The 16,244-nt window shown below is 75.0% G+C and carries 15 protein-coding genes; 7 read left to right on the top strand and 8 right to left on the bottom strand.

Translation table 11 applies throughout. The features are described 5' to 3' along the window. Positions 1–71 precede the first annotated feature (71 nt). Positions 72–1,685, top strand: coding sequence for a translation initiation factor 2 (locus tag IE305_RS32400; protein ID WP_190133433.1), 1,614 nt, complete (start codon positions 72–74; stop codon positions 1,683–1,685). Here the strand turns inward: IE305_RS32400 and IE305_RS32395 are convergent. Beyond that, positions 1,673–3,766: an NB-ARC domain-containing protein gene (locus IE305_RS32395; RefSeq protein ID WP_190133429.1), complete on the bottom strand. Its 2,094-nt coding sequence runs from the start codon at positions 3,764–3,766 to the stop codon at positions 1,673–1,675. The two genes, IE305_RS32400 and IE305_RS32395, sit on opposite strands and share 13 nt — an antisense overlap. Positions 3,767–3,833: 67 nt before the next feature. Next, entirely contained in the window at positions 3,834–4,487 is a 654-nt protein-coding gene (locus IE305_RS32390) for a cysteine hydrolase family protein (protein ID WP_190133428.1), read from the bottom strand. Between the two features lie 100 nt (positions 4,488–4,587). Between IE305_RS32390 and IE305_RS32385 the strand changes: the two genes are divergently transcribed. Continuing rightward, entirely contained in the window at positions 4,588–5,070 is a 483-nt protein-coding gene (locus IE305_RS32385; protein WP_190133427.1) for a pyridoxamine 5'-phosphate oxidase family protein, read from the top strand. Here IE305_RS32385 and IE305_RS32380 read toward each other — a convergent pair. Continuing rightward, entirely contained in the window at positions 5,051–5,965 is a 915-nt protein-coding gene (locus tag IE305_RS32380) for a LysR family transcriptional regulator (RefSeq protein WP_190133426.1), read from the bottom strand. The genes IE305_RS32385 and IE305_RS32380 overlap by 20 nt on opposite strands. A 75-nt stretch (positions 5,966–6,040) precedes the next feature. On the opposite strand from IE305_RS32380, the gene IE305_RS32375 reads away from it, so the two are divergent. Further along, positions 6,041–7,036 (top strand): DMT family transporter, encoded by a 996-nt coding sequence (locus IE305_RS32375; protein ID WP_190133425.1) that lies wholly within the window; start codon positions 6,041–6,043, stop codon positions 7,034–7,036. A gap of 41 nt (positions 7,037–7,077) precedes the next feature. Here IE305_RS32375 and IE305_RS32370 read toward each other — a convergent pair whose 3' ends face one another. Further along, positions 7,078–8,403 (bottom strand): aminotransferase class I/II-fold pyridoxal phosphate-dependent enzyme, encoded by a 1,326-nt coding sequence (locus IE305_RS32370; RefSeq protein ID WP_190133424.1) that lies wholly within the window; start codon positions 8,401–8,403, stop codon positions 7,078–7,080. Between the two features lie 35 nt (positions 8,404–8,438). On the opposite strand from IE305_RS32370, the gene IE305_RS32365 reads away from it, so the two are divergent. Further along, positions 8,439–9,122: a pyridoxamine 5'-phosphate oxidase family protein gene (locus tag IE305_RS32365; protein WP_190133423.1), complete on the top strand. Its 684-nt coding sequence runs from the start codon at positions 8,439–8,441 to the stop codon at positions 9,120–9,122. Here IE305_RS32365 and IE305_RS32360 read toward each other — a convergent pair. Both IE305_RS32360 and IE305_RS32355 read right to left on the bottom strand, forming a co-directional pair. Beyond that, positions 9,109–10,095, bottom strand: coding sequence for a DMT family transporter (locus tag IE305_RS32360; protein WP_229891833.1), 987 nt, complete (start codon positions 10,093–10,095; stop codon positions 9,109–9,111). The two genes, IE305_RS32365 and IE305_RS32360, sit on opposite strands and share 14 nt — an antisense overlap. Positions 10,096–10,432: 337 nt before the next feature. Continuing rightward, positions 10,433–10,936 (bottom strand): Clp protease N-terminal domain-containing protein, encoded by a 504-nt coding sequence (locus IE305_RS32355; protein WP_229891831.1) that lies wholly within the window; start codon positions 10,934–10,936, stop codon positions 10,433–10,435. A gap of 261 nt (positions 10,937–11,197) precedes the next feature. Here IE305_RS32355 and IE305_RS32350 point away from each other — a divergent pair, with 261 nt between their 5' ends. Then, on the top strand, positions 11,198–12,019 hold the full coding sequence (locus IE305_RS32350) for a PhzF family phenazine biosynthesis protein (RefSeq protein WP_190133420.1): 822 nt from the start codon (positions 11,198–11,200) through the stop codon (positions 12,017–12,019). Positions 12,020–12,049: 30 nt separating this feature from the next. Here IE305_RS32350 and IE305_RS32345 read toward each other — a convergent pair whose 3' ends face one another. Next, positions 12,050–12,787: a CPBP family intramembrane glutamic endopeptidase gene (locus tag IE305_RS32345; protein WP_229891835.1), complete on the bottom strand. Its 738-nt coding sequence runs from the start codon at positions 12,785–12,787 to the stop codon at positions 12,050–12,052. Between the two features lie 229 nt (positions 12,788–13,016). Continuing rightward, positions 13,017–14,513: a glutamate-cysteine ligase family protein gene (locus tag IE305_RS32340; protein WP_190133432.1), complete on the bottom strand. Its 1,497-nt coding sequence runs from the start codon at positions 14,511–14,513 to the stop codon at positions 13,017–13,019. Positions 14,514–14,993: 480 nt separating this feature from the next. Between IE305_RS32340 and IE305_RS32335 the strand changes: the two genes are divergently transcribed. Further along, positions 14,994–15,581, top strand: coding sequence for a hypothetical protein (locus tag IE305_RS32335; RefSeq protein ID WP_190133418.1), 588 nt, complete (start codon positions 14,994–14,996; stop codon positions 15,579–15,581). 384 nt (positions 15,582–15,965) lie between these two features. After that, positions 15,966–16,175, top strand: a complete 210-nt coding sequence (locus tag IE305_RS32330) for a DUF5999 family protein (protein WP_190133417.1) — start codon at positions 15,966–15,968, stop codon at positions 16,173–16,175. Positions 16,176–16,244: the final 69 nt, after the last annotated feature.

Below are 16,244 nucleotides of genomic sequence, written 5' to 3'. Positions count from 1 at the left end.
GCAGCGGGCAGCGGGCAGCGGGCAGCGGGCAGCGGGCAGCGGGCAGCGGGCAGCGGGCAGTGCTGCTTGCGGTGCGGTCGGCGGTCGCCCTGTACCGGCTCCTCGACGTCCTGCCCGTCTTCGACGGTGACGAGCGCATCGTCACCCGGTTCGCGCTGGTGCCGGGTTCGGCCTTCGACGTGGACGCCCTCCGGGCCCTGGAAGGAGCCGGCGCACGTTCCGTCAGCTGGGACGAGGCCCGCGCCTCCCGGTACGACCTGATCCTCACCGCCAGCCCCAAGGGCGCGCTGCGGTTCCTCTCCGGCCCCCGCGTGCTCCTGCCGCACGGCGCCGGCTTCAACAAGGCCCTCGCCGAAGAGGGAACGCCGGACCTGCCCTCCGGCCTCGACCCGCACTACCTGACGGCCGGCAGCGAGCCGCTGGCCGCGTTCCACGCCCTCGCCCACGGCGACCAGCTCGACCGCCTGGCCGAGCACTGCCCCCGTACCGCCGCCCGCGCAGCGGTGGTCGGCGACCCGACCCTGGACCGGCTGCTCGAGTCGGCCGCCCACCGCGACACCTACCGTTCCGCCCTGGGCACCGGCGGGAGACGGCTCGTCGTCCTCACCTCCACGTGGGGGCCGGAGTCGCTGCTCGCCCGGCGGCCCTGCCTGCCGGGCGAGCTCGTCGGCCGGCTCGCGCACGACGCGTACCAGATCGGTCTCGTCCTCCACCCGAACGAGCACAGCCGGACCGGGGCGTTCGACCTCTCCCGGCGGCTCGCCCCCGCACTGGCGGGCGGCCTGGTCCTGGCCGGGCCCCGGGAGGAGTGGGCCGCCCTTCTCGTCGCGGCCGACGCCGTCGTCACGGATCACGGCTCCGCCGCGCTCTACGCGGCCGCCCTCGGCAGACCCGTCATCGGGGCGTACGACGGCGGCCGCGAGCTGGTCCCCGGCAGCCCCATGGACCGGTTGCTGGCGGGTGTTCCCCGGCTGACCGATGCCTCCGGGCTGGAAGAGGCGTTCCACGCCGCCGGAGCCGTGGACACCAGGGGCTTCGCCGACGCCGCCTTCGCCCGGCCGGGCCAGGCCCTGCCGCGCCTGCGCGACAGGCTCTACCACCTGCTGGGGCTGCGGCCGCCGGCCCTGCCGGTGGCGCCGCACCCGCTTCCCCCGCCGGCCGCCGCGCCCCGGCGCCCGTCGGCCTTCGCGGTACGGGCCGACGTGTCCGGGCACCGGATCGCCGTCACCCGGTTCGCACCGTCGACGTCCGAACCGGTGCACCACCTGGCGGCCGAACACCCCGAGGCCGGTCTCCGCCAGGTGCAGAGCGCGGCGGTCCTGTGGCGCCACGCCCGGCCCTCGTCCCCCGCACCGCACACCGACACCTGGACGGCGGCGGGCTGGACCGCCCGAATACTGGACGAGGCCCCGGGGTGCCGGACCGCGGCCGCCGTCCTCACCCCCGAGCACTGCCTGGTGCGGCACCGCTCGGCGGGCCTGCTCAGCGTTCGCACAGCCCCGTGCGGGAACGACACGGGGCGCGTCCTGCGGCCCGATCCGACGGCGGTGGTGTCAGCGGTCCACGCCTGGCTGGGCAGTACGGCGGGGTCGGTACCGGCGACGCTCGTGTGCGACATCGGCCCGCTCACCGTCCGGGTCACCGTGTCGCCGGCCGGGGAGGCGGACCTCCGTCACGAGCTCTGAGCCGGGCCCGGCAGTCCGCCGAAGCGCTCGGCCAGCTGTCGCGCCGCCTCCCGGCATGCCGCTGCTTCGGAGCGTGCACCGAGTTCGTCCTCCAGGAGGGCCAGTTCCTCCAGTATCCGGGCCTCGTCGAACGCCGAGCCCCGCTCGCGGGCGTTCTCCAGGGACGCGCGGATCAGCTCTCCCGCCTCCGGCGCACGGCCGGCCCGCCGGAGCGCACGGCCCAGTTCGAAGCCGGTCCGCGCCGTCATGCGCTCCCGTTGCTGTTCCCGCGCCATGGCGTGCGCCTCGCGCAGCAGAGCCACGGCCCGCTCCGGTTCGCCCTGGCTCAGGGCGGTGCGGCCCAGCAGGTAGGTCTGCAGCAGCACGCCGTACGCGTTCCCGATCCCGGCGTGAATCCGGCGGGCGGCCTCGAAGTCCACCACGGCGGCGGCCCAGTCCCCTTGCGCCGACTTGAGCAGCCCCCGGAACTCCATGGCCGAAGCCGCCAGTTTGCGTTCCCCGGGTGACGTGCCCAGGGCCTCGGCGGCGCTCGACGCCCGCCGGAGCTCCTCCGCGGCCTGCTCGTACTGCTGCTGTTCCCACAGCGGCCTGGCCAGCTGGCAGCGCATGCGCACCATCGCCGCCAGGTGCTCCGAGCGATCGGCCGCGGCCACGCCGGTACGGAAGGCGTCCGTGACGTCCGCGTAGTGCGGATGGTCGAGGAAGTGGGTCCACAGCGGCTCGCACAGGGCCCAGGCGTCCTCGAACAGCCCGGCGTCGAAAGCCAGCCGCACGCAGCCGTACAGGGCGCTCCGCTGGGACTCCAGCCATCTGAGGGCGTCCGTCCTGCCGGTGAAGACGACGTCGGGAGGACCGCCGGCCGGCAGTTCCGCCTCCGGGGCGAACGTCATGCGCGGGCCGGCCGCCAGCAGGTCGGCCCGGGCCGCCTGCCGCCGGTACCAGCGGATCAGCCGCCGGCGCGCCGCGGCGCGGGCCGTCCCGCCGGGGTCGGCCCGCCGCGCCCGGCGGTCGGCGTGCCCGCGCAGGAGGTCGTGCATGCGGAACCCCTCGGGTCCGCTCTCCAGCAGGCCCGCCGCCTCCAGCTCCTCCAGCGCGTCCTCGGCGGGCTGGAGACCGCATCCGAGCAACGCGGCGGCGGCCGCGGGGGTGACGACGGGAGCGGGGTGCTGCGGCAGCAGGCAGTAGAGCCGGGCGGGCTCCGGTGCGAGCCCGGCGAACGCGGCGTCCCACACCGCTTCGACCATGGGGACGCCCTTCTGCCACAGCTCCTCGGTCAACTCGGCCACCAGCCGGGACAGACTGCGCCTGCGGTACTTGCGCACCCACTGGCCGGCGACCCGGAGGGCCGCCGGCAGCCCCCCGCACCCGCGGGCCAGCTCCGCCGCGGCGTCCGGCTCCGCCGCCAGCCGTGGGTCGTCGACCAGGCGCGTGAGCAGCCGGGCGGCGTCGTCCACCGTCAGCGGACCCACCGGCACCTCGACCGCGGCCACGCCGTCGAGGTCGTGGAGCGGCCCCTGGCTGGTCACGATCGCCAGGCTGCCGCCGCCGGCCGGGAGCAGCGGCACGACCTCGGTGCCGTAGCGGGCGTTGTCGACGACCACGATGAGCCGCTTGCCCCGGGTACGGGTCCAGTACTGCTGCGTCCTGCCGGCGAAGGACCGTTCCAGCCAGTCCGGCGGGACGCCCAGCCCGCCGAGCAGCCCGGCCACCGCGTCCGCGACCTCCACCACGCCTTCGCGGCGCAGGTCGTCGAGGTCCACGTACAGCACGCCGTCCGGATACCGTCCGCTGAGCTTGCGGGCGACGTGGAAGCCCAGGGCCGTCTTGCCGACCCCGCCCATCCCGGTCAGCGCGACGACGAGCGGCGTGTCGTCCTCCGCATGGCTGTCGGCCGCCCGTGCGATGCGCTCCTGCTCGGCATGCCGGTTCTCGAAGTGGACCAGCGCGGGCGGCAGCTGGAAGGGCACAACCTCGGCGACACGCGGAGCCGCGGGAAGGTGCTGGTGCAGCTCCCCGATGCTGCCTGCCTGGACCACCACGTCCGCCCGCCCGTCCAGGCTGTTGTACGTCTCGTCGGCCATTCCCCAACAGTACTGTCGCCAGGCGATGCTGACGGGGCAACGGGTGAGCGCCGGGACGAGGGGTGTCTCAGCGGTCCCGGTCCTCGTCGCCGCCCCCAGGGCGTCGGCGGGGCCGGCGGGGCCGGTGCCAGGCTCGCAGGAGTTCGTCGGTGGTCGTCAGGGTGGCCACGGCGGCGAGGGTGTGGCGGAGGACGGCGGCGGTGTAGTCGGCGGGGACGCCGGCGATGGCGTCGGCCGGGACCACGGCGGCGTAGCCCAGGTTGACCGCGTCGAAGACGGTGTTGGGGACGGCCACGTTCGCGGAGACGCCCGTGACGATCAGGGTGCGGCAGCCCAGGTTGCGCAGGACGGCGTCCAGGCCGGTGCCGGCCAGGGGGGAGAGGCCGTGCAGGCGGCGGACGACCAGGTCGCTCGCGTCGACGGGTACGGGGTCGGCGACGCGGACGGCGTGGCTGCCGGCCAGTTGCTGCACGGGCAGCCGTTCGGCGGCCCGGAGCAACGGGGCGTTGCGGCCGGTGCCCAGGCCGTCGGGGCGGCGTTCGGCGACGGCGTGCACGACCTGGATGCCGGCCCGGTGGGCCCCGTCGACGAGCCGGGCCACACGGTGGAGCACGCCGGAGGAGCGGGCGACGGCGGCGAGCTCGGGCAGGGCGCTCTCGGGGCCGACGACGCCCCGCTGGCACTCGACGGTGAGCAGCACGGTGCTCTCGGCGTCCACCATGTTCCGCCCCTCTCGAACAGCCGTATCGGCGTTGCGTGTCCGAGGATAGGGGGTGATGCTGCCCATGAACTGACGGGCAGTCAGGTCCTCTGGGGGTGGCATGGTGGCGTCGCACGGCGGTCAGCGGCGGGGGCGGCGGGTGATGATGACCGGGGGCGAGCTGGACGCCTTCCTGGCCGGGCAGTGGACGTGCCGGATGGCGACGGTGGGGCCGGAAGGGCGTCCCCACGTCAGCGCGCTGTGGTTCGTCTGGGACGGTACGGCGCTGTGGCTGTACTCGCTCACGCGCAGCCGCCGGTGGGCCGACGTGCGGCGGGACGGGCGGGTGGCGGTCCTGGCCGACGACGGACGGGAGTACGGCGAGCTGCGCGGCGCCGAGCTGTCGGGGCGGGCCGAGCCGGTGGGCGAGGTGCCGCGCGCGGGGCTGCCGTGCGGGGAACTGCGGGAGCCGGAGCGGCTGTTCGCGGCGAAGTACTTCGGCGGGCGGCCGATGCCCTACGACGGCCGGCACGCGTGGCTGCGGCTGCGCCCGGAGCGGGTGGTCTCCTGGGACTTCGGGAAGCTCAGCGGGCCTCCTCCGTAAGGGCGCGGGCGGCCGTGCGCAGGGCATCGACGGCGGCCCGGATCGAGGGCCTGCGGTCGGCGTCGGCGCGCCAGATGGCGAAGACGTGCCGGCACATCGTGTGCTCGACGGGCAGCACCCGCACCCCGTCGGGCACCGGCCCCCGGCCGAGTCGCGGCGCGACGGCCACGCCGAGGCCGGCGGCGACCAGGGCGAGCTGGGTCTGGTGCTCCTCGGCCGTGTGCGCGATGCGCGGCTCGACGCTCTTGCCGCGCAGGGTGAGCATCAGCCAGTCGTGGCAGAACTCGCCCTTCGGCCAGGAGATCCACTCGTCGTCGGCGAAGTCCGCCAGGTTCACCTTGGCCCGGCCGGCCAGAGGATGGCCGGCGGGGACGGCGACGTCCACCGGGTCGTCGAGGATGGGCGCCTTGACCAGCTCGGCGGGGACCGGCAGCGGCTTGTTGTACCAGTCGAGGACGACGGCCAGGTCGATGTCGCCGTGCACGACGCGTGGCACGGCCTCGTCCTGCTCCATCTCCTGGAGGCGGGCCCGCAGCTGGGGGTGGGCGGTGCGCAGCCCGGCGAGGGCGGCGGGGAACAGGCCGCGGGCGGCGGTGGGGAAGGCGCCCATGAGCAGCTCGCCCACCGCCTGGCCGCGCTGGGCCTCCAGGTCGGCCTGGGCCACCTCGACCTGCGAGAGGATGCGCGAGGCGTGATCGGCGAGCAGCCGCCCGGCGTCGGTGAGCCGGACGCCGCGGCCGTTCTTGGCCAGCAGTTGCTGGCCGGTCTCCCGCTCCAGCTTGGCCAGCTGCTGGGAGACCGCGGACGTGGTCACGTGCAGTCCGTCCGCGGCGCCGCTGACCGAGCCGTGCCGGGCCACGGCGCTGAGGGTGCGCAGGCGCTCCAGGTTCAACATATAAGCGATGCTACGCGATGGAACGAAGATTTATTCACTTGTTCTAAGAGGACTTCCTCGGCAGGGTAGAGGGTCATGAGCTCCGGCACCACCTCTCCCTCCTCGGCCCCTTCCGCCTCCTCCGCCTCGCCCGCCTCCTCCGCCTCGTCCTCCGCGGCCCTTTCCGCTTCCTCCGACGCCGGCCCGGCACGGCGCGGGCCGGACTGGCGCATCAAGTTCGGCGTGCTGTCCCTGATCTGGGGCTTCAGCTTCCTCTTCATCAAGCTCGGCACGGACGGCTTCGCGCCGCCCTACGTGTCGTTCGGCCGGATGTTCTTCGGCACCGCCGTGCTGCTGGTGGCCCTGGTCGTGGGGCGCCAGCGGCTGCCGCGCGCGCCGCGCACCTGGGGCCACATAGCGGTCGCGGCGTTCCTGCTCAACACGCTGCCGTTCACGCTCTTCGCCTACTCCGAGCTGACCATCTCCTCCACGCTGGCCGGCATCTGCAACGCCACCACCCCGCTGTGGGGCATGCTGCTCTCGCTGGTGGCGCTCTCCGAGGACCGGCCGACGCGGCGCCGCTTCGCGGGGCTGGGCCTGGGCTTCGTGGGCGTGCTGACCGTGCTGGGCGCCTGGCAGGGCTTCTCCGGCCAGGATCCGGCGGGCACGCTGATGGCCCTGGTCGCCTCGGCCAGCTACGCCGTGGGCTGGATCTACGTGCGGCGCACGCTGTCCGGCAGCGGTCACTCGAACCTGACGCTCTCCTCCTCCCAGCTGCTCACCGGCACCGTCCAGCTGGCGGTGGCCGCTCCCCTGCTGGCGCCCCTCCCGCACTCGCTGCCCGTGGTGCCGCTGCTGGCCGTCTTCGCGCTCGGCGCCCTGGGCACCGGGCTCGCCTTCCTGCTCCAGTTCGGGCTGGTGGCGGAGGTGGGACCCACCACGGCCACGCTGACGACCTACTTCATCCCGGTGGTCGCCACCGCAGCGGGCGTCGCCCTCCTCGGTGAGCGCCTCACCTGGAACACCCCGGTGGGCGCACTGATCGTCCTCGCCGGAGCCGCGCTGACCCAGAGCCGGCCGCGGAAGTCCTGACCGCGGCGGCACCCAGACCCCTGCCCCCAGCCCCTGTCGGCCTAGGCGTAGCGCCCGGCGGGGGCCGGGGCCGTCGCGGCGGCCAGGGCGTCCGCGACCGCCGGTATCTCCTCCGGCGCCAGGCCCGAGACCGTCACCCGCACGCCCGGCGGGGAGGCGATACGGAAGCGGGCCCCCGGCGCCACCGCCCACCCCGCCTGGAGCATCCGCGCGACCGCACCGGTCTCGTCCACCACCGGTATCCACACGTTGAACCCGCTGCGCCCGTGGGCCTCGACGCCCCTCTCGTGCAGCGCCGCCACGAGCGCCTCACGCCGCCTGCGGTAGGACGCGGCCACCGCCGCCTCGTCCACGGCCCCGGTGCGCCACAGATGCAGCACCACGTCCTGCAGGACGTGGCTGACCCAGCCCTGGCCCAGCCGCTGCCGGCCGCGCACCCGGTCGACGGTGACCGTGTCGCCCGTGAGCACCGCCAGGCGCAGGTCCGGCCCGAGGGTCTTGGCGACCGAACGCACCAGCGCCCAGTGCGTGGTGACGCCGCCCAGCGGACGCAGCGGCACGTCGACGATGCCGTGACCGTGGTCGTCCTCGACCAGCAGCACGCCCGGGTGCCCGGCCAGCACGGCGCGCAGCTCACGGGCGCGCTCCTCTGTGATCGCCGCCCCCGTGGGGTTCTGGGCGCGCCCGGTGACCAGCAGGGCGCGCGCGCCCTGCCGCAGGGCCCGGTCCACCCCGGCGGGCAGCGGCCCCTCGTCGTCCAGTGGCACCGGCACCGTACGCAGCCCGAGCGCCGGGACGAGGTCGAGCACATTGCCCCAGCCCGGGTCCTCCACGGCCACCGCGTCCCCGGGGCGCAGATGGGCGCTCAGCACGCGCTCGATGCCGTCGAGCGCGCCGGAGGTGACGGCGACGGGGCCCGGCGGCACGCCCTCTGCCATGAACGCCTCGCGGGCCAGCCGCTCCAGCTCCGTGTCGACGGGGGGCTCCCCGTAGAGCACCGGCCGCCGGGCCTGCCCGGCGGCCGCGGTCAGCGCCTCGGCGAGCGGGGGCAGCAGGTCCGGGTCGGGGTTGCCGGACGCGACGTCGCGCGCGCCCGGCGCCTCGACGGCGATGAGCTCGCGGGGCGTGGTGGCCGGGCGCGGGCGCACCCGGCTGCCGCGACGGCCGGCCGTCTCGATCACTCCGCGGTCGCGCAGCATGCGGTAGGCCGCGGCCACCGTGTTGTGGTTCACGCCCAGCTCCACGGCCAGTTCGCGCAGCGGCGGGAGCACGTCGCCCGGCGCGAGCCGGCCCTGTCCCACCGCGCGCTCCACGCTCGCGGAAATGTCCGCTGCGCGGCGCCCCTCGATCCGATACTCTCCTAGCACAAAGCCCACTATGCACTAGCGCAATGGAGTCCGCAATGGGTTTCCCCTCCCCGGCGTCCACCGGAACCGCGTACGCCGCGACCGCCCGCACCACGCCCACCCGTTACCGCGACCGGGCCTCGTACGACCGCGCGCTGGTGCACGCGATACTCGACGCCGGGTACGTCTGCCACCTCGGCTTCGTCCGGGACGGCGCACCCGTGGTCCTGCCGACGCTCTACGGACGCGTCGGGGAGCGCCTCTACGTGCACGGGTCGACCGGCTCCCGGCCGCTGCGCGCCGCCGGCCGCGCCGGGGACGATGGCCTGCCCGTCTGCCTGACCGTCACCCACCTCGACGGCCTGGTCCTGGCCCGCTCCGCCTTCAACCACTCCCTCAACTACCGGTCCGTCATGGTGCACGGCACGGCCCGGCAGGTCACCGACGAGGCCGAGTTGCGGCTCGCCCTGGACGCCCTGGTCGACCAGGTCGTGCCGGGCCGGTCCGCCGACTCGCGCCCCGCCTCCGCCAAGGAGCTGGCGGCCACCGCCGTGCTGCGGCTCGACCTGGAGGAGGTCTCCGCCAAGGTCCGCGACGCCGGCCCGGGGGACGACCCCGAAGACCTCGCCCTCCCCCACTGGGCCGGCGTCGTCCCCGTCGGCACGGCCTACGGGACACCGGTGGCCGCCGACGACCTGACCCCCGGCATCCCGCTGCCCGCCTACCTCACCCGCGGCTGACCGGGGACTGCGCCTCCGGGGCCGGACGGCCGCCCGCACGCACCCGCGAGCGGGCACCCGCACGGCCCTGCCCCGCGCGCGTCTCCGCATGGGCGAGCGCGACCACGGCCCCCAGCAGCACCGCCGTGCCCACGACGGTCGCCGCCGTCAGGCGCTCGTCGAGCACCAGCACGGCCAGCACCGCCGCCGTCACCGGCTCCAGCAGCGTCACCACCGTGACGGTGGTGGCCCGCACGGCCGCCAGCCCCGCGAAGAACAACCCGTAGGCCAGCGCCGTCGGCACGCTCACCAGGTAGCCCATCAGCACCAGCGTGCGCCCCAGCCCCTCGGCGCGCGGCCAGAGCCCTTCGGCCGCCGCGAGCGGCAGCAGGCACACGGCGCCCACCGCGAACGACGTCAGCGTCGCGGCGAACGGGTCGGCGCCCCGCCCCTTCCGCGCCAACGACCGGGTGTACACGGCCACCACCGCGTACCCGCCGGCCGATACGACGCCGAGGACCACACCGGCCGGCCGCACCGCGCCCGTACCGTCCCCCAGCGTCAGCACGGCGAGGCCGGCCAGCGCACCGGTCACCGCCACACCGCCGCCCAGCCCCAGCCGCTCGCCCAGGAACAGCCGGCACCCCAGGGCGACCAGCACGGGTGTGGCGCCCTGGGTGACCACCGTGCCCACGGCCGTGCCCGTGGCATCGACCGAACCGAAGTAGGCGGCCTGAAAGACGGTCAGCCCCAGGCCCGTGACGAGGACCCGCACGGCGCGCCGCCCGGCCGGCTCGCGCCGGGCGTCCGGCCGTGCACCGCGCGGACGGACGAAGGGCCGTACGGCCAGCAGCAGGAGCAGGCCGCCCAGCACGCGCCAGAAAGTGAGGGCCATGGGGCCGAGCCCACTGCCGGCGAAGGCCAGGGCCGCGGTCGGCCCCGCGGTGCCCCACGCCAGGCCGGCGACGGTGACGTACACCAGGCCACGGCCCACGGACGGGGTCGAGGAACGAGCAGACGAACGAGCAGCCGGCTGAGCGGACGACACCGAAGTCGCAGGCGTCGCAGATATGGCTGAGGAAGAGGCGGACGATTGCCGCATGGCTGTTCTCCCACGGAAGACGTGATGATCGCGTTGTCCGTCTGCGGGCAGCGGCGATCGGCCCGGCGCGTCACGCGCACCGGGCCCGGTGCTTCCGGAAGGCAGCCGCCCGCGCTAGGCGGCGGGAGGCGGGAGAACAGCGGTGGTCGGCATGATCACCACCCTATGCGGAGGGCCACGGGCCGGACAAGCGCCGTCCGGCCACCGGACAGGGGCGCGCGGCAGCGCCCTACGGGCGGGAGGCGCACTCCGCCGGAGCGGGGCCCTGTATCTCCTCCAGCCGCACGGCCAGAGCGGCAGTGTCGGCCCCGGCCCTGCGCAGCACGTCCACCGCGCGGCACCTGGGGTCGGCGACCAGCGCACCCAGGACGTCCGGCCCGGTCAGGGCCGCTGCCCCGCGCGTACGGGCACGGGCGCGGGCCAGCCGCAGGGCGCCCGCCGCGGCCGGGGACCAGCCGGGGGCCGTACCGGGCGGCACGGGCGGCGCGCCGGACTCCTCGACGGCGCCCTTCCAGCGCAGCCCGTAGCCGATGGCGCGCTGCACCAGGTACCCCAGCAGCCGGGCGACCTGGTGGGGGCCGCCGGGCACGGCGTCGCGCACGGCCGGGTCCGCCTCCAGCAGCGCGTGCAACAGATGCGCGGTGTCGGTCTGCCCGTCGCCGTCGCGCGTGGCACGCCGACGGGCCACCGCCAGCGCGGCGGCCAGCTCCCGGCCGGGCGCGGGCTCCTCCACGCTCCGGGCCCCTCCGGTGTCAGGTGTACTGCTGTGCACCCGTCCCACCCCATCAGTCCCCGGGTGTCCGGGTCATCCCCGGAGAGACCCATTCTCCTGTCCGACGTGAGACGGGCCGAACCCGAGGCGCCTCCTCCTTCAGAAGGACACGGGACGGCCACCGTCTCAGGGGCGCACGCGCCGTCCCACGCGCGCCACCACCGGGCCACCCGCTCCCAATTGGCCCTGGGCCGACGGCCGTCCGGCTCCTACCGTCGCAGCATGCGGATTCGAATCGTCGACGCCTTCACCGACCGTGCCTTCACCGGCAATCCGGCGGGCGTCATGCTGCTGGACTCCTTCCCCGACGACGACCGGATGCGGAGCATCGCCGCGGAGGTCAACCACCCCGAGACGGCCTTCGCCCGGCCCCTGACGGCCGCGGAGGCCGAGGAGCGGGGCGCGGACTGGGCGTTGCGGTGGTTCACGCCCCTGACCGAGGTGGACATGTGCGGGCACGCCACCCTGGCCACCGCCCACGTCCTGCACGCCACCGGTACGGCCTCGGGGACGGTGCGGTTCGCCGCCCGCTGCGGCGTGCTGGTGACCACCGCGCACGCCGACGGGCCCGTGACCATGGACTTCCCCACCGCCCCGCTCACCGCGACGACCGTCCCCGAGGGCCTGCCGGACGCGCTGGGAGCCGAGCCGCTGACCGTCCTGGACACCGGTCCGCACGTCGGTGACCTGCTCGTGGAGCTGGCGGACGAGAAGACGGTGCGCGGCCTCGCCCCGGACCTCGCGGAGGTCGCCCGGCTGTCGAGGCGCGGGGTGATCGCCACCGCGCGGGCCGAGGACCCCGCGCGCGGGTACGACTACGTCTCGCGCGGCTTCTTCCCCAACGTCGGCATCGACGAGGACCACGTGACCGGCAGCGCGCACACGGCGCTGGCACCCTTCTGGTCCGGCCGGCTGGGCCGCACCGACCTGACGGGGTGGCAGGCGTCGGCCCGCGGCGGCTCGGTGCGTACGGCGGTCCGTGGCGGGCGCACACTCCTGACGGGGCGGGCCGTGACCGTCATCGACGGCGAACTGCTGGCGTAAGGATTCCCGGCGCAAAGGCCCCGGGCGCGCTCACGCCGTGGGCAGCCAGCTCACCTTTCCGGCCAGCAGCACGTACCCGGTGAAGGCCACGATGTCGATCAGCGCGTGCGCGGCGACGAGCGGCCCCACCCGCCCCCACCTGCGGTACAGCAGCACGAACAGCACACCCATGGCCATGTTGCCGAGCAGCCCGCCGACGCCCTGGTAGAGGTGGTACGAGCCGCGCAGCACGGCGCTGGCGGCCAGTGCCGCGGCTGGCGTCCAGCCCAGCTGCCCGAGCCGGCGCAGCAGGTAGCCGACGACCACGACCTCCTCCAGGACGGCGTTCTGCACGGCGGAGGCGACGAGGACGGGGATGCGCCACCAGACGTCCGGGAGCGCCGACGGCACCACGGTCAGGTTGCCGCCGGCGGCCTGGACGGCGAGGTAGAACGCCAGCCCGGTGCCGCCGACGGCCGCGGCGAGGGCGGCACCGCGGCCGAGGTCGGAGCCGGGCCGGCGCAGGTCGAAGCCGATGCCGCGCGCGCCGGTGCCCTCGCGCGCCAGCAGGTGGAGGACGAGCACGACGGGCACGAGGGCCGTGGCGATGCCGAACACCTGCCAGGCGAGGTCGAGCCAGGGCCGGCCGGGCGCGTGCGAGGCGTTGAGCGTGGCGGCCTGGTCCTTGAGGTGCCCGGGGCGGGTGAGGGAGCCGGCGAAGCTGATGAGCGCCGAGACGGCGCTGGCCCCGAGCGAGAGGGCCAGCACGATCAGCAGCTCGGCGCGCAGGGTCCGGGCGGCCGGCGCTCCGGTGGCCGGTGCCCCGGCCGGGGCGGTGGTGCCGCCCGCCGTGCCGCCTTCGGGGTGGTCCCGCACTGTCCGCCTCCCGCTGTGCCGTGCCGCCCTTTCCGGCGGTCGTCACAGCTTGCCCGACGAGGGCGGAGGGGCGCGCGCCGGGGTGGCGGGCCGTGTCGGCCGCCCTTACGGGTGGTGCGCGGTGTGTCCGGGGTTCCGGCCGTCAGGGCCCGTCGGGCCAGGCGTGCACGGGCTCCCCCGTGCGCATGAGTTCGCAGTAGCGGCGCGTGGTGGCGGCCAGGGCCTGCTGCCGGTCCATGCCGGCCTCCAGGGCGCGGTGGTAGGTGGCGGCCTGCCAGGAGGCGCCGTTGACCCGTCGCCGGCAGCGCTGCTCGATCACGCCGAGGCAGTGGTCCCGGTCGGCGGGCTCGACGCCCCAGGCGTCCAGCCCGGCGGCGGCCAGCGGCAGGAGTTCGTCGAGCACCAGCCGTACGGCGTCGACGGGGACGGGCGGGCCGCCGCGGCCGGGCCGGGGCCAGCGCAGGCGGGCGTCGATGCCGTGCCGGCACGCCTCGTCGAAGTTCTCGGCGGCGACGGCGAAGGGCAGCCGGGTCCACACCGGGCGGCTCTCCTCGGCGAGCGCGCGCACCAGCCCGTAGTAGAAGGCGGTGTTGGCCATGACGTCGGTGACGGTGGGGCCGGCCGGCAGGACGCGGTTCTCCACGCGCAGGTGCGGCACGCCGTCGGCGATGCCGTACACGGGCCGGTTCCAGCGGTAGATCGTGCCGTTGTGCAGGGTGAGTTCGTGCAGGCCGGGCACGCCGCCGCCGTCCAGCACGCGCAGCGGGTCCTCGTCGTGGGAGATGGGCAGCAGCGGCGGGAAGTACCGCAGGTTCTCCTCGAACAGCTCCTGCGCCGAGGAGATCCAGCGCTCCCCGAACCAGGTGCGGGGCCGGACCCCCTGGTGCTGGAGCTCGGGCGGGCGGGTGTCGGTGGACTGGACGAACAGCGGCGGCCGCGACTCGCGCCACAGCTCGCGGCCGAAGAGGAAGGGCGAGTTGGCGCCCACGGCGATCTGGGCGGCGGCCACGGCCTGGGCGGCGTTCCACACGGCGGCGAACCGCCCGGGGGTGACCTGGAGGTGCAGCTGGACGGAGGTGCAGGCGGCCTCCGGAGCGATGGACCGGGCGGTGCAGGTCAGTCGCTCGACGCCGGCTATGTCGATGGTGAACTCCTCGCCACGGGCGGCCAGCACCTGCTCGTTGAGCAGGGTGTAGCGGTCGGCCGTGGAGAGGTTGCCGCGCACCAGGTGGTCGCTGGTGAGCGTGGGCAGGCTGCCGATCATCACGATGCCCGAGCCGACCTCCATGGCCCGGCGGTCGGCGTACGACAGGCCGGCGCGCAGTTCTTCCGCGAGCTGGTCGAGAACACGGCCGGAGAGCCGGTGGGGCACGATGTTCACTTCCAGGTTGAACTGCCCCAGCTCGGTCTGGAAATCTTGGCTGGCGATGCGTTCGAGAACTTCTGCATTCACCATGCTCGGCATCCCGTCGGGGCCCGCGAGATTCAGCTCGATCTCCAGCCCCATGAGATTGCGGGGGCGGTCGAAACGCTTCTCCGCCAGCAGCCTCTCCAGTGCTTGGAGGCACTGCTTCAGCTTGTCGCGGTGGCGCAGCCGGTCGGCGAGGTCGAATGCCTCGGACACGACCTTCTCACCCATGCTGCGTCCCCCCTCGTACGGGTCACCGGCGGCACCCGCCGCCTCGTCACGGTCGATGATGCCCAGCCCGGCCGATCCATAACGCCCCCATGACAGCCGCACAGCCGGTAGGCTCTTGACCGGCGCTCTCCGGCACATTCACTCGGCATACCGAAGACCGGGGTCCGTATCGAAGGCGGCTGGTGATAAACACCGACGGGATCCGGCCTACCGTATTGGACGCCGAGGCCGAGGTCAGGCGCCTGGAATGGGTGACAAATTCACCGAAATCCCCCGCCACGAAAGTCGCGTTTTGCCCTTGTCGGAAATACTGCCGACAGCTAGCGGAAACACCATGTGAACACGTGTCGTATAAACTCCGGAATGAGGCAGAGAGCAAGCGCTCCGGAGTCGGTTCCGGCCCCCTCTGACCCCGCATGCCGACAGCGTTGTCCGCACCTGCCCAGCCCCACGTGTCTCCCTAGCGAGAGGCGACCCGCCATGCCGCTGCACGTTCCCCCTGCACCCGCGCCTGCCCTGCGGAGCATTCGTACGGCCCTCGGCTCCCCCACCGCCGTCCGCGAGGACCGCACACCCTCGCTCCGCTCGGCCCGCACCCCCCTCACCGCCGGGGACCCCCTGCCGGTCCACGTCCTGGAGCAGGCCGGCGCGCGGGGCACCGCGGCACGTACCCGGCTCACCGGCTGGCGCTTCCTCATCAAGGACGGGGACCGGGCCGTGGCCGCCGGCGAGGCGATGCCCACGCCGGACGGCTGGGCGTTCTCGCACTTCTTCGAGGGGCCCTACCTGGCCTCCACCGAGCGGGCGCTGGCCCAGGCCGAGGCGCTGCCCACGCCGTACCAGCCGCGACTGCTGTCCGTACCGGGCCTGTACATGCTCACCCTGTGGCTGCACGCCGACATCACAGCCGACGCCGCGTTCGAGCTGTTCGCCCCCGGTGACGTGCTCATCCCGCTGGCCCCCGCCCCGCCGGGCATCGCCGCGCACCGTCCGCACCGCGCCGCCGACCTGCTGCCCCTGCTGACCCCGCGCCTCTCCCCCGGCGCGCGGCTCCAGGCCACGGCCTGAGCGGCACCGGGACGCACGCACCCCCCGGCACGCACCCACGCGCCCCGCGCCCGCACCGGGCCCGCGGGGCGCCGCCGCGTCCGGGCCCGGAAAGCGGCCGGAAAGCGGCCGGAAGGCAGTCGAGAAGCGGCCCAGCCCGGCCGCCCCAGGAGGACTAGCCCGCTCCGGCCATGCCAGAACCCCCCGATCCGGCCCCCCACCGCCGGGCAACCGCCCGCACGGGTGATGCGTCTTCCTCATGTGAGGAGCGTCACGGTGAAATCCCTGCGGAACCAGGGCCGCGGGGCAACACTGGGACCGTAACGACGAAGGCAAACGGGGGGCGGCATGACCACTTCATCGAGCCGCAGGACAGCCACCACATCTGAGCGAGAGATCCCTGCCATGTGCCCGCACCAGCCCACGTGTCCCTCGGCCGACTCCGCAGACCGGGAGGCGGCCCACCTGGTGGCGACGTTCCCGCAGCAGGGCTGGAGCCTGCTGTGCAACGGCGTCGTCTGCTTCGAGGACACCGGCGAACTGCTGCCCGACGGGCAGGTCATCGCGCCGCACCGCGCGCCGCTGGGCGCCGGTCACGTGGTGAGGGCCGCCTAGCGCGGCCGAGGGCCGGCCCGGCGCACTGCCGGACCGGCCCCCGCCCCTGCCCGTACCGCGTACGGGCGC

It is taken from the genome of Streptomyces mashuensis (genome assembly GCF_014654785.1).
In the GTDB taxonomy this organism is placed as follows: domain Bacteria; phylum Actinomycetota; class Actinomycetes; order Streptomycetales; family Streptomycetaceae; genus Streptomyces; species Streptomyces mashuensis.
The sequence above is the reverse complement of the archived record's forward strand: the minus strand, read 5'-3'. Positions and strand labels throughout refer to the sequence as shown.

Excerpts from the sequence above, each read along its gene's own strand:
- IE305_RS32395 (WP_190133429.1), bottom strand. The coding sequence starts at position 3,766 with ATGGCCGACGAGACGTACAACAGCCTGGACGGGCGGGCGGACGTGGTG.
- IE305_RS32390 (WP_190133428.1), bottom strand. The coding sequence starts at position 4,487 with ATGGTGGACGCCGAGAGCACCGTGCTGCTCACCGTCGAGTGCCAGCGG.
- IE305_RS32385 (WP_190133427.1), top strand. The coding sequence starts at position 4,588 with ATGGTGGCGTCGCACGGCGGTCAGCGGCGGGGGCGGCGGGTGATGATG.
- IE305_RS32380 (WP_190133426.1), bottom strand. The coding sequence starts at position 5,965 with ATGTTGAACCTGGAGCGCCTGCGCACCCTCAGCGCCGTGGCCCGGCAC.
- IE305_RS32375 (WP_190133425.1), top strand. The coding sequence starts at position 6,041 with ATGAGCTCCGGCACCACCTCTCCCTCCTCGGCCCCTTCCGCCTCCTCC.
- IE305_RS32365 (WP_190133423.1), top strand. The coding sequence starts at position 8,439 with ATGGGTTTCCCCTCCCCGGCGTCCACCGGAACCGCGTACGCCGCGACC.
- IE305_RS32350 (WP_190133420.1), top strand. The coding sequence starts at position 11,198 with ATGCGGATTCGAATCGTCGACGCCTTCACCGACCGTGCCTTCACCGGC.
- IE305_RS32340 (WP_190133432.1), bottom strand. The coding sequence starts at position 14,513 with ATGGGTGAGAAGGTCGTGTCCGAGGCATTCGACCTCGCCGACCGGCTG.
- IE305_RS32335 (WP_190133418.1), top strand. The coding sequence starts at position 14,994 with ATGCCGCTGCACGTTCCCCCTGCACCCGCGCCTGCCCTGCGGAGCATT.
- IE305_RS32330 (WP_190133417.1), top strand. The coding sequence starts at position 15,966 with ATGTGCCCGCACCAGCCCACGTGTCCCTCGGCCGACTCCGCAGACCGG.